Origin of the sequence: Parahaemophilus parainfluenzae, from assembly GCF_001053575.1 — a bacterium.
Classification (GTDB): Bacteria; Pseudomonadota; Gammaproteobacteria; order Enterobacterales; family Pasteurellaceae; genus Haemophilus_D; species Haemophilus_D parainfluenzae_S.
In genome coordinates this window covers 55,562-68,401 of record NZ_JVSL01000031.1, presented here as the reverse complement: position 1 = coordinate 68,401, position 12,840 = coordinate 55,562, and the positions used below count along the sequence as shown (strand labels likewise).

At 39.3% G+C, this 12,840-nt stretch carries 12 protein-coding genes and 1 riboswitch; of the genes, 6 read left to right on the top strand and 6 right to left on the bottom strand.

The features are described from left to right. Positions 1 to 172: 172 nt before the first annotated feature. The 3 genes from AC979_RS06165 to AC979_RS06155 are packed head-to-tail and all read right to left on the bottom strand — an operon-like array spanning position 173 to position 2,503. Positions 173 to 946 carry a TIGR01619 family protein gene (locus AC979_RS06165; RefSeq protein ID WP_049373387.1) on the bottom strand — a complete coding sequence of 258 codons (774 nt, stop codon included), beginning with the start codon at positions 944 to 946 and terminating at the stop codon, positions 173 to 175. Between the two features lie 9 nt (positions 947 to 955). Further along, a complete protein-coding gene (xthA, locus tag AC979_RS06160) occupies positions 956 to 1,759 on the bottom strand; it encodes an exodeoxyribonuclease III (RefSeq protein ID WP_049373386.1) in 804 nt (267 codons plus the stop codon). Positions 1,760 to 1,810: 51 nt separating this feature from the next. After that, on the bottom strand, positions 1,811 to 2,503 hold the full coding sequence (locus tag AC979_RS06155; protein ID WP_049373385.1) for a TIGR01621 family pseudouridine synthase: 693 nt from the start codon (positions 2,501 to 2,503) through the stop codon (positions 1,811 to 1,813). Positions 2,504 to 2,521: 18 nt separating this feature from the next. Between AC979_RS06155 and cls the strand changes: the two genes are divergently transcribed. After that, on the top strand, positions 2,522 to 3,982 hold the full coding sequence (gene cls, locus AC979_RS06150) for a cardiolipin synthase (RefSeq protein ID WP_049373384.1): 1,461 nt from the start codon (positions 2,522 to 2,524) through the stop codon (positions 3,980 to 3,982). Between the two features lie 65 nt (positions 3,983 to 4,047). On the opposite strand, the gene AC979_RS06145 is transcribed toward cls, so the two are convergent. Beyond that, entirely contained in the window at positions 4,048 to 5,568 is a 1,521-nt protein-coding gene (locus AC979_RS06145) for a Na+/H+ antiporter NhaC family protein (RefSeq protein WP_049373383.1), read from the bottom strand. 59 nt (positions 5,569 to 5,627) lie between these two features. Further along, a riboswitch (Lysine riboswitch) is annotated at positions 5,628 to 5,805 on the bottom strand. A 301-nt stretch (positions 5,806 to 6,106) separates the two neighbouring features. On the opposite strand from AC979_RS06145, the gene AC979_RS06140 reads away from it, so the two are divergent. From AC979_RS06140 to aroA, 3 genes are all read left to right on the top strand, one after another. Then, the gene (locus AC979_RS06140; RefSeq protein WP_049365820.1) at positions 6,107 to 6,511 is read left to right on the top strand and encodes an H-NS family nucleoid-associated regulatory protein; all 405 of its coding nucleotides are present in this window, start codon (positions 6,107 to 6,109) and stop codon (positions 6,509 to 6,511) included. A gap of 70 nt (positions 6,512 to 6,581) precedes the next feature. Next, entirely contained in the window at positions 6,582 to 7,418 is an 837-nt protein-coding gene (purU, locus tag AC979_RS06135; protein WP_049373382.1) for a formyltetrahydrofolate deformylase, read from the top strand. Beyond that, complete coding sequence (aroA, locus tag AC979_RS06130) at positions 7,418 to 8,716, top strand: 3-phosphoshikimate 1-carboxyvinyltransferase (RefSeq protein ID WP_049373381.1); 1,299 nt, start codon at positions 7,418 to 7,420, stop codon at positions 8,714 to 8,716. The genes purU and aroA overlap by 1 nt, the downstream gene beginning before the upstream one ends. An 82-nt stretch (positions 8,717 to 8,798) precedes the next feature. Here the strand turns inward: aroA and AC979_RS06125 are convergent, their stop codons facing one another. Together AC979_RS06125 and folE are read right to left on the bottom strand one after the other, a co-directional pair. Continuing rightward, positions 8,799 to 9,974 (bottom strand): multidrug effflux MFS transporter, encoded by a 1,176-nt coding sequence (locus AC979_RS06125; RefSeq protein ID WP_049373380.1) that lies wholly within the window; start codon positions 9,972 to 9,974, stop codon positions 8,799 to 8,801. A 111-nt stretch (positions 9,975 to 10,085) separates the two neighbouring features. Further along, positions 10,086 to 10,742, bottom strand: a complete 657-nt coding sequence (gene folE, locus AC979_RS06120; protein WP_049370463.1) for a GTP cyclohydrolase I FolE — start codon at positions 10,740 to 10,742, stop codon at positions 10,086 to 10,088. Between the two features lie 155 nt (positions 10,743 to 10,897). On the opposite strand from folE, the gene moeA reads away from it, so the two are divergent. Together moeA and moeB are read left to right on the top strand one after the other, a co-directional pair. Beyond that, on the top strand, positions 10,898 to 12,115 hold the full coding sequence (moeA, locus tag AC979_RS06115; protein WP_049373379.1) for a molybdopterin molybdotransferase MoeA: 1,218 nt from the start codon (positions 10,898 to 10,900) through the stop codon (positions 12,113 to 12,115). Continuing rightward, positions 12,115 to 12,837: a molybdopterin-synthase adenylyltransferase MoeB gene (moeB, locus tag AC979_RS06110; protein WP_049368841.1), complete on the top strand. Its 723-nt coding sequence runs from the start codon at positions 12,115 to 12,117 to the stop codon at positions 12,835 to 12,837. Before moeA ends, moeB begins: the two co-directional genes overlap by 1 nt. Positions 12,838 to 12,840 lie beyond the last annotated feature (3 nt).

The following is a 12,840-nucleotide window of genomic DNA, read 5'->3' as shown; positions in this document are numbered from 1 at the left end:
AATCCATATGTCGCAGGTTCGAGTCCCGCAGGAGGAGCCAAATTTCTCTTTTGGTTTAGCTTTCGTTTGTCTCCTTTTACGAATCCTAAATTTGTAGCCAAAAGAATTTAAGCCCATCGTGTTGATGGGCTTTATTTTTATCTAATCAATGCTTATTTGATAAATTATCAGGCTAATTTAATGATGAACGATCATCCATTAAGTTATCGCATTCCCAGCCAATATAGTCGCCTGAAAACTCCATAGCTAATTTTTCAAAGCGCTCTACCCACTCGAAGATCTCATTACTGTCTAATGAAAGCTCTTGCTCCAATTTCACCATGAAATAAGGCGGTTCATCTTCTTCCGTCTGGATGGCTTGGCTTGAATATTTCAACGTACTAAAAGACACTTTTCCAAGCGTTAGTTCATCCATAAAGGGAAACATTTTTTCTTCTTCATCAAAATGGAAAGTATGCTCAATCAAATAAGTATCACTTAAATTACGTCCTTTGCTGTTCAGCATACTTAAAATCTCTTCCGTCGCATTTAATTTCATTTCCAATGGAGAAGCCAATAAGAAATCGAAATAGGTATCCCAATTGGGATCATCCTGCACATTGATTTCTGAGACAAAATCAAGCTGCTGAAGCGTTTCTTTAAGCAAAGCATCGTGTTCACAATAAAAATGCATTTTTGCCTGATGGTTACAAATAAAGTGCCCAGCAAAGAAAACATTCGGAAGTGCGGTCAATTGTGCAAGGATTTTAAAAAGACGATTAATTAATTTTTCATATTCGTCTTCATTCGGCAAACCATCCTCATCTCCCTGATAAGGCACGGTAAATTGCACAACCTTACTGAGATGTTTACCATGATAAACATCTAAATCTTCAATATTTGCGGTAAACACGGCAGGCATACCATTCACTTGTGAACGGTAATTCTGCCAATTTGCCATATCCATGCTGCTTTCCTATTTAAACTCTGCCCAGATTGGTGCGTGATCTGACGGTTTTTCCATCGCACGAATATCCAATGCAATGCCGACGTCCACGCAACGCTCTGCTAATTGATGATTCACTAAAATATGATCGATACGTAATCCACGGTTATCATCGAAACCTTTTGAGCGATAATCAAACCACGAGAATTTGTCATTGGCTGTTGGGTTTAATTTGCGGAACGTATCTTCCAATCCATAATCGTATAAGCGTTGATACCATTCACGCTCTTCGGGTAAGAATGAACACTTACCAGTACGCAACCAACGTTTGCGGTTTTCATCGCCGATACCAATATCTAAATCACTTGGACTGATATTCATATCGCCCATAATTAAAATCGGATTGGCTTTATCGTGATCTTGTTCTAAATAGCGTTGAAGATCCGCATAAAATTTTTCTTTTGCCGGAAACTTGGTTTCATGTGCACGGCTTTCGCCTTGTGGGAAATAGCCATTAATTACCGTTAACAAACCAAATGGCGTTTCTAAATCTGCCATAATAATGCGTTTTTGCGCATCTTCATTATCAGTTGGAAAACCACGACGTACCGCTTTGGGTTCTTGTTTGGTTAACAGTGCTACACCATAGTGACCTTTTTGCCCGTGATGAAAAACGTGATAGCCCAGATTTTCAGTAATCGCATAAGGAAAATCCTCATCCGCCACTTTGATTTCTTGTAAACCAATCACATCCGGTTGGTATTTTTCAATAATTGCTTCAAGTTGATGAGGGCGGGCACGTAACCCATTAATATTAAAAGAGATAAATTTCATTTTTGTTCCTAATGTGAAAAATTGGGTCTATTATACAAAATAATTGAAATCTTAACCGCACTTTTCCTGTTCAGTTAACTCCGCTAGTACTGAGCTAAATTTTTGAATCTGAGACATGACACCTTGACGATGCCACCACTCCCCTTCTTTCGGTGGGCTAAACACATCAAATGACTGACCTTTAAATTCAAATTGCAATCTTGCAGCATGCAAATAAGTACGGTCAATATTTTCAGTGTTTTTACCATAAAGCGAATCACCTAAAATCGGACTCCCTAAGCTTTTCATTGCCACACGCAATTGATGGGTTTTACCAGTTTGTGGTTTTAAGATAAATAACCGTAAATTGGGCTCGCAACTTACACTTTCAAAACGCGTAATCGCGGGATTTTCCTTCGATTGGCAAAGTTTCCAAGCCCCATTACGAGACTTTTGCATATCGCCGACAATCAATCCTTGTTTCTTTTTGGGCTTTTGATTGCTGAGAGCAAGGTAAGTCTTTTGGATATGGTGTTCAGAAAAAAGTCGGAAAAATTCAGCCGCACTTTCGGCATTTAATGCCAAAATAAGTAAACCTGATGTCACTTTATCTAATCGATGAACAAGCCAGGCTTGTGGCACATCAAGCTGCCTGGCAAGCAAAGTGGTTAAACCAATTTCACTTTGATCTTTATGCACACTTAGCCCACAAGGCTTATAAATAATGATAAAATCATCAGTCTGATAAACAATGTCTAATTTCATAAGTGCGGTCAAAAATTAATGAGTTTTGAACATATTATACTGGTTTATATTATTCCCGTGTTAATTTGGGTGGCAGTTATTTCTGTCACATTGCGTTTACTCGTCAAAAAACAAGCGGTTTCTGCTACGTTGTCATGGCTGATGATTATCTACCTTGTGCCACTGATTGGCGTTATTGCTTATTTAATTTTTGGTGAGATTAAACTCGGTACTCGCCGAGCCAAAGTATTTCAATCATTAAAACCTAAATATACACAATGGCTTCAGCAGCTGTCTGGGCAAAAAGATCTGGTTGCGCATTCCCAGGATCCTCGTTATCGTGCTTTATTTAAACTAGTTCACCATCGCTTAGGTATTCCAAACATTCGAGGTAACGAATTACATATTCTTGATACCCCAGAAAGCATCATTCAAAGTATCATTCGTGATATTCAACAAGCACATCATTCCATTAATATGGTGTTCTATATTTGGAGCAATGATGGCATGATTAATGAAGTGAAACAAGCCTTAGAAGAAGCCGTGCAACGTGGAGTTAAAGTTTGTCTTTTACTCGATTCCGTTGGCAGTAATGCTTTTTTGAAAAGCCCTGTTTGTAAAGAAATGCGAGAAAAAGGCATTGAAATTACCGAAGCGCTACATGTAAATTTATTCCGGATGTTCTTCAACCGGATTGATTTACGTCAACATCGTAAAATCATCATCATTGATAATCAAATTGCCTATACAGGCAGTATGAATATGGTGGACCCAAATTTCTTCAAACAAGACAGCAACGTAGGCAATTGGATAGACGTGATGGTGCGAATCAACGGTCCTGTTTCACCGATTTTAAACAGCTTACATGCTTGGGATTGGGAAATTGAAACCATGGAAGAATTACCTCTTTTATTGCCAAATTGTCCACTTGTGGAAATTGACGATAACGACACCCATTCTGTGCAAGTGATTGCAAGCGGTCCCGCGTTCCCGGATGATTTAATTGCGCAATCTCTTGCAACAGTCATTTATGCGGCAAGAGAAAGTATTGTGATCACTTCACCTTACTTTGTGCCAAGTCACAATATTGCTGAAGCATTACTCATTGCCGCATTCCGAGGTGTTGATATCACGCTTATTTTACCTAAAAACAATGATTCCTTGATGGTTCGTTGGGCGAGCCGAACGTTCTTTGATGATTTACTTGAAGCAGGTGTCAAAATTTATCATTTTGAAGCAGGACTTCTACATACAAAAAGTGTGTTAATCGATAATAAGCTCGCGCTCGTTGGTACAGTAAATATGGATTTACGCAGTTTCCTGCTTAACTTTGAAATCACCGTTGCCGTAGAAGATCGTAATTTTGCCAATGAAGTGGCCACACTTCATGAAAATTATTTAGCGAACTCTTCCGCTCTCGATATGCAAGAATGGATCAATCGTCCTTTCTATCATCGAATCATCGAGCGGTTATTTTTCTTGTTTAGTCCATTACTCTAATTTTCACAATAAATACAAAAAGGGCGTACCACACGGTACGCCCTTTCTTTTTTTCACGTTTATGCTTAACGTTTTTTCACGATAAACACTAAAGCTACTAAAACAACTGCTGTTGTCACAAACCCAGCTAAACCTGATTCTGTAAAGCCTACCACAATGTAGCCCACAGCACTTGCTGTTGCGACAGTTGCTGCATAAGGTAATTGTGTGGTGACGTGATCCATGTGGTTACATTTTGCCCCAGTTGACGACAGAATCGTTGTATCCGAAACCGGTGAACAGTGGTCGCCACATACCGCGCCTGCCATAACTGCAGACAAACAAGGAAGTAATAATTCTGGTGCTGAGTTAGTCGCCATTGCCGCAGCGATTGGTAACATAATACCAAATGTCCCCCAGCTTGTCCCTGTTGAGAATGCCATTGCTGAACCAAGGATAAATAAAATCACTGGTAAAAATTGAACTGGAATGCTGCCACTCACTAAAGAAGATAAGTATTTACCGGTTTGTGCATCACCCACCACTTTATTGATTGTCCACGCAAAGAACAGGATTGCAATTGCACCTAACATAGATTTAATACCGGCGATCCACGCTTTTCCGTATTCTTGTAAAGAAACTTGACGCTCAAGAATAATCAATAATGTTGACATAGCAACCGCACTTGAACCACCAACAACAAGCGAAATACCTACTGTTGTATTTTCAAATGCACCTAAGAGGCTAAATGGTTTTCCATCTGCTGCTAAGGCTTCACTCCCCGTATGAATCATCATAGACACAGTCACAACAATCAAAATGACAATCGGAAAAATCAAATTACGAACTTTTCCTTTTACTCCTTCAATTGTTTCTTCTTCGTAGCCACTTTCCATTACTAATTTTTCATGATTTGCCATTGAGGCAATATCAAATGAAAAATAGGCAACAAAGAATACCATCAATAATGAGAAGATCGCATAGTAGTTCATTGAACTCATGGCTACGAATGCCCCCATTGGAGTATAAGACGTAATAGAATACGTCGCCAATAAACCAGCTACGAGAGTAATAATATATGCCCCCCAGCTTGATACTGGCATCATGACACACATTGGTGCAGCAGTAGAATCAAGAATGTACGCTAATTTTGCGCGAGAAACTTTAAAACGATCGGTGACCGGACGAGCAATCGCACCTACTGCAAGACTGTGGAAGTAATCATCGATAAATGTCACAAACACTAAAGATGCTGCTAATAATTTTGCACCACGACGGTCTTTAATTTTGCTTTGCGCCCATTCAGCAAAAGCGCGATTACTACCAGAAACGGTTAAAAGCGAAGTTAATACCCCTAGTAATACTAAGAAAAACACAATATTCATATTTGAATTCATGCCTTCTTCGCTACTATAAACTAATGCAACAACATTATCTTTTAAATAAACAAGTGCATTCAATGGGTTGAAGTCAACCAACATTAATGCACCGACAATAATCCCTGCACTGAGGGACACCAAAACCCGACGAGTTGCAATCGCTAAAATAATCGCAAGTAATGCGGGTATAATTGAATAAATAGATGAAGAATAATCGACTAGTTCCATTAAGTTATTCCTAATAATTTAATGGAGACAACGGCAAGAACAGACACAGTATGACCATACCTAACCGTAGCACTCCATAGTTAGTATACAAAAACTATGACAGTCACGTTCCTTTCGAAGACGTGACCAACCGAATAAGATGACGCCTATTCGATTTCGGCAATCATTCCTTTCCTTTCCCTTCAACGCTATCCACTCCAGGAAAATACTTATAATGACCGCACCTCTACTGTTGTATAGGATAGTGAGAGATTACATTAAAATGAATAAAATTACCAATAAAATCTTGCACTTTCAGTGAAATCTATTCTTTTATTAAAAATGACGTATTAAGTTGTTAATTCATTGTTACACAATTTTATGAGTGAACGATTGCAATAGTATAGAAAACAGGTCACTCCATAATATGGAGTATGATGAGATCAGACCAATTAATTCTTTAATTTAGACGAATTAATATTTACCAAATATATTATTTTCGTTATTATTGTCTTCCTTAAAATAATTAAGCATTCACACACATAAAAAAGAGGACATCATGAACGAATTAACAAAAGGTTTAACTAACCTTCGTAGTTTACGCGCCGCTGTACGCGATTTAACATTAGAACAAGCTGAAAGTTCACTTTTAAAATTACAAGCTGCTGTTGAAGAAAAACGTGCTCAAGCAGCTGAAATTGAACAAGCTGAACAAGAGCGTCGTGCGCGTATCGCAAAATATAAAGAATTAATTAAACAAGAAGGCATCACTGCGGAAGAATTAACCGCTATTATTGGTATTGCGCCTTCTTCAATTCGTAAAAAACGTGAACCTCGCCCAGCAAAATACAAATATACTGATGAAACTGGTCAAGAAAGAACATGGACTGGACAAGGTCGTACACCTCGTGTGATTCAAAAAGCCTTAGATAAAGGTGCCTCTTTAGCTTCTTTTGAAATCTAATTTCACATTAACAATGTAGAACCCATTTTTATGGGTTCTCTTTTTTTATTTATCTTGCAAGATATTCATTATGTTAGAAAAGAAAATATTACTAACCGATTGTCCGGATGATAAAGGCTTAATCGCCAAAATCACCAATATTTGTTACAAACATCAATTAAATATCCTTCACAATAATGAGTTCGTTGATTTCGAAACAAAGCATTTCTTTATGCGTACCGAATTGGAAGGTATTTTCAACGAAGAAACTTTGTTAGCTGACTTAAATTATAGCTTGCCGGCAGGGACAAATTGTCGCCTAATCAGTGCTAAACGTAAACGTATCGTGATTTTAGTCACCAAAGAAGCGCACTGCTTAGGTGATATTTTAATGAAAAATTACTACGGTGCATTAGATGTAGAAATTTCGGCAGTAATTGGTAATCACGATAATTTACGCGAATTAGTTGAACGCTTTGATATTCCATTCCATTGTGTCAGTCATGAAGGACTCACGCGTGTAGAGCATGATAAATTACTGGCTGAAAAAATTGATGAATATGCGCCTGATTACATTGTATTAGCAAAATATATGCGCGTATTAAATCCAGAATTCGTGGCGCGTTATCCAAATCGCGTCATCAATATTCACCACTCATTCTTACCCGCATTTATTGGTGCCAAACCCTATCAACAAGCTTATGAGCGCGGCGTAAAAATTATTGGTGCAACAGCCCACTTTATTAATAACGAATTGGATCAAGGTCCGATCATTATGCAAAATGTGATTAATGTGGATCACACCTACTCTGCCGATGCCATGATGCGTGCAGGGCGTGATGTGGAAAAAACAGTATTAAGCCGTGCGCTTGATCTTGCCTTACATGATCGTATTTTTGTGTATAAAAATAAAACGGTGGTCTTGTAATGAAAGCTATCACCTTAGAGCCGATTTCTCGTATTGAAGGTGAAATCAACTTACCGGGTTCGAAAAGTTTATCGAACCGAGCATTATTATTAGCAGCATTGGCTAAAGGTACCACAACGGTCACTAACCTGTTAGACAGTGATGATATTCGTCATATGTTAAACGCCCTTAAAGCGTTAGGTGTGAATTACCAACTTTCTGAAGACAAAACTTGCTGTGAAGTTGAAGGCTTAGGTGGTGCATTTCAGGTTGAAAATGGCTTATCACTGTTTCTAGGCAATGCCGGTACGGCTATGCGCCCTTTAACGGCTGCACTTTGTTTAAAAGGCAAAATTGAAGGCGAGGTTATTTTGACCGGTGAGCCTCGTATGAAAGAACGCCCAATCAAACATTTGGTAGATGCACTTCTTCAAGCGGGCGCTAATGTTCGTTATTTAGAAAATGACGGTTATCCACCAGTTGCGATTCGCAATCAAGGGATTAAAGGCGGTGTAGTTAAAATTGATGGCTCGATTTCTTCTCAATTTTTGACCGCACTTTTAATGGCTGCACCGCTTGCTGAGGGCGATTTAGATATCCATATTATAGGTGATCTAGTCTCAAAACCTTATATTGATATCACTCTCGCGATGATGAAAGATTTTGGTGTTTCGGTTGAAAACCACAACTATCAAGTGTTTAAGGTGAAAGGTAATCAATCCTATGTGTCACCTGGTAAATACATGGTGGAAGGTGATGCTTCATCTGCCTCTTATTTCCTTGCCGCCGCCGCGATTAGAGGCAATGTAAAAGTGACAGGAATTGGTAAACATTCCATTCAAGGCGACCGCCTATTTGCCGATGTGCTAGAAAAAATGGGCGCCAAAATCACTTGGGGTGAAGATTTTATTCAAGCAGAACAAGCTGAGCTCCATGGCATTGATATGGATATGAACCACATTCCTGATGCAGCCATGACAATTGCCACAACCGCCTTATTTGCAAAGGGTGAAACCGTTATTCGCAATATTTATAACTGGCGAGTGAAAGAAACTGATCGCCTTGCTGCAATGGCTGCTGAGTTACGAAAAGTCGGTGCGGAAGTTGAAGAAGGTGAAGATTTTATTCGAATTCAACCGCTTGCCCTTTCTCAATTTAAACATGCAGAAATTGAGACCTATAACGATCACCGTATGGCAATGTGCTTTGCGTTGATTGCATTATCGGATACCCCCGTCACGATTTTAGATCCCAAATGTACGGCTAAAACGTTCCCAACATTCTTCGATGAATTTGAGAAATTAAGTATTCGAAACTAATTGCTAAAATAACAAAAGGCGAACAAATTGATGTTCGCCTTTTTCTTTTTTAAAACACCGTCAAAAATGACCGCACTTTTCACTACTCTGCTGAATTTGGAATTTTATGACGAACCATCCAATAAATAGCTAAAGCTAATACATTACAAGCCAAAATTACCAAAGCCGTCGAATAGAAAATATTGCCTATCCCGACTAATGGTGAAACCACACCACCTAAAAAGAATGGAGCAAAACCTAATAAAGCAGATGCACTACCTGCATATTGACGCTCACTTTCCATCGCTAAAGAAGAAATAGCCGGGAAAGTAATACCCATTAATAACAACATTGCAAAGAAACCGATTTCAATAAATAACCAGTAAGGCTGAATAATCAATACCGCAATGGTATAAAGTGCAGCCACCACAAAAGCCAATACGCCAATCGCTAAAGCCTGACGATTTGGCAATTTACCGCCAACATTTGCCCCGATGACTAACGCCGCGCCATTCGCACCAAAACATAAACTAAAGACAAATGCACTCAACCCATAAAAACTTTGAAAAATAAATGGCGAAGCCGCAATATAGGCGAACATAGAACCAAGTAAGAAACTTTGAATTCCTACATAGCTCATAAATAAGCGATTTTTGATAATCACACCAAAAGTCAAAAAGGTGGAAAATATTGAACCTTGTAAGCGATTTTCGACACTTAAGCTTTCTTTTAGACGGAAGCTGAAAATCAAAACAATCACACCAATCAATGCAAGGAAAACAAATACGCCTTTCCAACTGATGTATTCCAACAATAAACTACCAAGGATTGGTGAAATAATTGGCGCGAGTCCATTAATTGTCATTAATAAACCAAAGAAACGTGTCATTTCACGACCACGATAAAGATCCGTTGCAACCGCACGAGAAATGACAACACTTCCTGCCGAAGAAAGCCCCTGAATCACACGTAAAACAATCATCGTTTCAATGTTTGGTGAAAACACAATTAAAACTGTGCTGATGATATAAATGACTAATGAAATAATAAGCGGTTTTTTTCGACCAAATTTATCACTGAGTGGCCCAAGAAGTAACTGTCCTAGCGCTAAACCAATCATGGCTGTGGTGAGCGTAAGCTGTGTCATTGAGGCATTTGTTTCAAAAAAGCTCGCAAGTTGTGGCAGTGAAGGTAAATAAAGATCCACCACAAATGGTCCAAATGCAGAAAGGACGCCGAGTAATAAAACAAGAAAAAGTTTTGAATTTGCTTTCGCCATGAAAATCCTCAAGAAAAATAAAAATCGAAATAAAAATGAAAGGGCAGATTTTAACTTATATCCGTACAATTAATAAACAAAAAAGCACCGATTATTCGGTGCTTTTGCTCATTACTTCTGAATAGAAGATAAAAATTCTTTGCGAGTTTCGCGATCTTCTAAAAAGACTCCGCCATAGGCTGATGTCACAGTATAACTGTGGGTATCTTTTACCCCGCGAGCTTTCACACAGAAATGTGTCGCTTTCACATAAACTGCCACATCATCGGTTTCTAAAATGGTTTGAAATGCCGTTAAAAGCTGTTCGGTTAAACGCTCTTGCACTTGCGGACGCTGCGCAAAAAACGCAACAATGCGATTGATTTTAGACAAGCCAATCACCCAATCTTTGGGATAATATGCCACAGCAACATTGCCATCAATTGTCACAAAATGATGCTCACAAGTACTGGTTAAGGTGATGTCATTCACTTGCACCATTTCGCTCACTTTCATTTGGTTTTTGATTTTCGTCATTTTCGGGAAATTGGCATAATCCATTCCACTGAAAATTTCATCAATAAACATTTTGGCTAAACGATTTGGTGTTTCTTCTAGGCTATCATCACGCAGATCTAACCCAATCAATTTCATCACTTCACGCATATGTGAAGCAATCGCCACACGGCGCTCATCTTTACATTGAGTCGGATCAATCATTGGTGTTTCGATACCTTTGGCTACCAAGGCTCGGCGGACATTTTCCGCATCAGGTGAAATCGCGTTCATTCACTTTCCATTTATAAAAAAATAATGCGGCATTTTAGCAAAAGATGAATTATTCGTAAAATGCGAAAAATCACCCTAATTTATTAATTTCCTTCATATTGTATTTCGGGCTACAATATATCCACTTTTATTTCGCTCAACCCAAAGGATTGATTATGTTGCCACTTGAAGATGCCTTGGCGCAAATGCTCAACAAACTTCCCTTCCCTACAAAAACTGAAACACTGGCTTTAACTGAAGCCGCTGATCGAGTGTGTGCGGAAGATGTAATTTCTCCAATTAACGTGCCTTCTTTTGATAACTCTGCGATGGATGGTTATGCAGTTCGTTTAGCCGATTTACAGCAATCTATGACGCTTTCTGTCGCAGGAAAATCCTTTGCGGGTAATCCGTTTCAAGGGGTATGGGTAGCACAAAGTGCGGTCAGAATTATGACGGGTGCAATGATTCCTGAAGGTGCCGATGCGGTGGTTATGCAAGAAGAGGTCACCGTCAATGAAGATGGTTCTGTTACTTTTGCTGCCTTACCTAAAGCCAATCAGAATATTCGCCGCATTGGTGAAGATGTGAAAAAAGGTGATGTGGTATTACATCAAGGCGATGAGTTAAATGCCGTATCTTTACCTTTACTTGCTTCATTAGGTATTGCTGAAGTCAAAGCTTACCCTCGCTTAAAAGTGGCCGTGCTTTCAACCGGCGATGAATTAATCCCTGTTGGTCAACCGTTACAAGCAGGACAAATTTACGACACCAACCGCTTCACTGTGAAATTAATGCTAGAAAAATTAAATTGTGACGTACTTGATTTCGGTATTCTGCCGGATAACCAAGCAGAATTTGAAGCGGCTTTTGTGAAAGCACAAGCTCAAGCAGATCTTGTCATCACGAGCGGTGGCGTTTCGGTGGGTGAGGCTGACTTCACGAAAACTGTGTTAGAAAAAGTAGGCCAAGTGAATTTCTGGAAAATAGCAATGAAACCTGGCAAACCATTTGCATTTGGTAAATTAGAAAATGCTTGGTTCTGCGGTTTACCTGGCAATCCGGTTTCTGCATTAGTGACATTCTATCAATTGGTTCAACCGGCTATTGCCAAATTAAACGGTAAAAAACACCCGAAAAAACAACCGCACTTCCAAGCGATTGTCCAAACCAATTTGAAAAAATCACCAGGACGTTTAGATTTCCAACGTGGTTTCTATCAAATTAATGAAAATGGTCAACTTGAAGTGCACCCTGTTGGTTTCCAAGGCTCGCATTTATTCAGTTCTTTTGTGAAAAGTAACTGTTTTATTCGTCTTGAAAAAGATCGCGGTAATGTCGCTGCGGGCGAAATCGTCACCATTGAACCGTTTAATCACCTATTGGGGCAATAATGGCTGAATTAAGCTACGAAGAAGAACTGCGTTATAACCGCCAAATTATCTTAAAAGCGGTTGATTTTGACGGTCAAGAAAAGCTGAAAGACAGCCGAATGTTAATTGTCGGTCTGGGCGGTTTAGGCTGTGCGGCAAGTCAATATCTTGCAGCGGCTGGCGTGGGTCATTTAACCTTGTTGGATTTTGACACCGTATCGCTTTCTAATTTGCAACGTCAGGTATTACATACCGATAGCAGATTAAATATGCCTAAAGTGGAATCAGCAAAAATTGCGTTACAACAGATTAATCCACACGTAGAAATTGAAACCATCAATGCACAACTTTCCGAAGAAAAACTCGCGGAAATCATACCGCACTTTGATGTGATATTAGATTGTACCGATAACGTGGATATTCGTAATGCGCTCGATCGTGGGTGTGAACAAGCGAAGATCCCACTTGTTTCTGGTGCTGCGATCCGTTTAGAAGGACAGGTTTCCGTCTTTACTTATGAACCCAATACCCCAACCTATCGCCAACTTAGTCAGCTCTTTGGGCAAAATGTTTTAAGCTGTGTAGAGGCGGGCGTACTGGCACCAATCGTGGGGATTGTTGGCTCTATTCAAGCCTTAGAAGCCATCAAAGTGCGGTTAAAAATCGGTTCAAATTTATGTGGACGCTTATTGTTAATCGATGGATTAACCATGCGTGTACGAGAAATGAAATTGCCTGTTTAACTT